The organism is Aestuariivirga sp., from assembly GCF_044238155.1.
In the GTDB taxonomy this organism is placed as follows: domain Bacteria; phylum Pseudomonadota; class Alphaproteobacteria; order Rhizobiales; family Aestuariivirgaceae; genus Aestuariivirga.
Window position 1 is genome coordinate 1 of sequence record NZ_JBIIDX010000238.1, and the last position, 2,817, is coordinate 2,817.

Here is a 2,817-nt window from a genome sequence, read left to right on the forward strand (position 1 = left end):
CTCCGGTGCTGCGGTGACTTCATAGAGGCCATAGCCGATCCTTGACGAAAAACTGATGGCGCGGTTGCCGGGGATGGTCCATGGCGTCGTGGTCCAGATCACGACACTTGCCGATTGGAGCCGGGCAACGAAATCGGAGCTGCTACCGCCAGCCGCCATGCGCTGATAAGAGTGTTGGCCGATTTCCTGCACCGGGAACTTCGCCCAGATCATGTCAGACTGATAGTCCTGATACTCGACCTCGGCCTCGGCAAGTGCGGTCTTTTCCACCACTGACCACATCACGGGCTTTGAGCCTCGATACAGCTGCCCGGACTCTGCAAACTTCAGCAACTCATTGGCAATCAGCGCCTCAGCGCGAAAATCCATGGTGAGATAGGGATTATTCCAGTCCCCAGTCACGCCAAGGCGCTTGAACTCGCTGCGCTGCACCTCAATCCAGTGTTCGGCAAAGGCCCGGCATTCCTTCCGGAAATCATTTACAGGGACTTCGTCCTTGTTCTTTCCCTTTTCACGGTACTGCTCTTCGATCTTCCACTCGATTGGCAGGCCATGGCAGTCCCAGCCGGGGACATAATTGGAATCAAAACCCTGCATCTGGCGCGAGCGGGTCACGATGTCCTTCAGGATCTTGTTCAGCGCATGGCCGATGTGAAGATTGCCATTGGCATAGGGTGGACCATCGTGAAGCACGTATTTTGGCCGTCCGGCACTTTGAGCCCGTAGAGTGCCGTAGAGATCCAGCGCCTCCCAGCGCTTCAACAGCTCGGGTTCCTTCTGCGGCAGGCCAGCCTTCATCGCGAAGGAGGTTTTTGGCAGGAAAACCGTGTCACGGTATCGATCGGTCTTTGATTGCTTGTCGTCCATTGGCGGATCAGGTCCAAATCTAGGGTTTACGCGGCTTCTAGCAGGTTTTTCGCTGCAATAAAGCCTTGCCGCCAGAGAGCAGCGGGGCTGGAAGCGACGGCCGTTCTTGATTAAGGATACTGGCGGACAGACACGGAGGACGAAGCATGAACGCCACTTTGCAGACCATCCCGGCCCGCCGGGGCAAGGCCGTTCGCCTCAACAAGGGCCAGTCGGTAAAAGTCATCAACACCCATGGCAATCAGGTGGTTGACTTCTGGGCCTTCAATGCCGGGGACCTGCGGGAATATCTCGGCATGGAGCATTGCCGGGCTTTCTGGACCAGACTTTTCCCGATCGAAGGCGACAAGATGATCACCAACCGCCGCCGCCCAATACTAACCATGACCAGAGACGCGAGCCCGGGTCGGCACGACACACTGATCGCACCCTGCGACAACGAGCGCTACGGTCTGCTGGGCTGCACTCACTACCATGACAACTGTCGGGACAACCTTCACGCCGGTCTGGCCGATCTGGGGCACTACATCCCCTACACGCCGGACTCGCTCAATCTCTTCATGAACATTCCCTGGCATCCGGACGGCAGTCTCGAGTGGGGCAACTGCCTCTGCAAGCCCGGCGACTATGTCGTGTTCCGTGCCGAGATGGATGCGATCGTGGCTTTCTCCGCTTGCCCGCAAGACATGCTACCGATCAACAACGGCATCACCACAGAGGCCCATTTCGAGGTGCTGGACCAGTAGGCGCGCTCAGCCCACCCACTTCTCACGCATGGTCACGAATTCTTCCGCGGCCGTCGGGTGGACAGCGAGGGTGGCATCAAAGTCAGATTTCTTCGCACCCATACGCACCGCAATGCCCAACAGTTGGGCCATTTCGCCGGCGTCGGGGCCGCATAGGTGGCAGCCGAGCACGCGATCTGTCTCGCCATCAACCACGAGCTTCATCAACATTCGCTCATCACGGCCTGACAGCGTGTGTTTCATTGGACGGAAACTTGTCTTGTATATGTCAACCTTGCGGAAACCCTGCCTGGCTACTGTCTCGGTCAAGCCGACTGTACCAAGTTCGGGCTGCGAGAAGACAGCCGTTGGAACCAGAGAATGATCCACGGTGACTTCCTTGCCACCAAATACCGTATCGGCAAAGGCATGACCTTCCCGGATCGCGGCAGGCGTTAGGTTTACGCGATTGGTTACATCACCCACGGCATAGACCGACGGAACGCTGCAGCGCGAATGGGAATCAACCTTGACCGCCCCGTGCGGCGTCAGTTCCACGCCGGCACCCTCAAGCCCCAGCCCGGCAACATTGGGAACCCGGCCCGTTGCAAACATCACCTGCCCGGCTCCAAACTGACTGCCATCATCAAGCGTCAGGCGAATGCCTGTACCGGACCCTTCGAGCCTCGCGACGCTTGTCCGGGTACGAAGCTCGATACCCTTTTTTGTCATCTCGGCTGCAAGATGATTGCGCAGATCGTCGTCAAAGCCGCGCAGGATTTGTTCACCGCGGCAAACCAACACCGTTTCCACGCCAAGCCCCGAGAGAATCCCAGCGAACTCCACCGCGATGTAACCTCCACCCACAATTACCATGCGGGCAGGCAGTTGCTGCAGGTCGAACACCTCGTTCGACGTGATGGCCAGTTGATGCCCAGGCAGGTGGCGAGGGACAAAAGGGGTGGCCCCCGTTGCCACCAGAATGTAGCGCGCAGAAACACGGCGACCCGAGGCCAATTCTACATCATGAGGCCCAGCAAGGGTGGCACGCTCCAGGATGAGTTCGGCTCCCGCTGCCTCGAGATTGCGCACGTAGGACTTGTTGAGGCGATCAATCTCGCGGTCCTTGTTGGCCACCAGGGTGCGCCAGTCGAAGGCAACATTCCCGGTGGTCCAGCCGAAGCCTACCGCATCCTCGAAGGCCTCGGCAAATTGAGAGGCGTAG

General features: G+C 58.5%; 3 protein-coding genes. 1 reads left to right on the forward strand and 2 read right to left on the reverse strand.

Translation table 11 applies throughout. The features are described from left to right. The coding region (locus ACILRN_RS16505) for a class I tRNA ligase family protein (protein WP_395690054.1) at window positions 1-867 on the reverse strand (867 nt) is incomplete at its 3' end. Between the two features lie 146 nt (window positions 868-1,013). Here ACILRN_RS16505 and ACILRN_RS16510 point away from each other — a divergent pair. Continuing rightward, complete coding sequence (locus ACILRN_RS16510) at window positions 1,014-1,613, forward strand: DUF1989 domain-containing protein (protein ID WP_395690055.1); 600 nt, start codon at window positions 1,014-1,016, stop codon at window positions 1,611-1,613. 6 nt (window positions 1,614-1,619) lie between these two features. Here ACILRN_RS16510 and gorA read toward each other — a convergent pair. After that, a partial coding sequence (gorA, locus tag ACILRN_RS16515) for a glutathione-disulfide reductase (protein ID WP_395690056.1) occupies window positions 1,620-2,817 on the reverse strand: 1,198 nt, incomplete at its 5' end.

Excerpts from the sequence above, each read along its gene's own strand:
- ACILRN_RS16510 (WP_395690055.1), top strand. The coding sequence starts at position 1,014 with ATGAACGCCACTTTGCAGACCATCCCGGCCCGCCGGGGCAAGGCCGTT.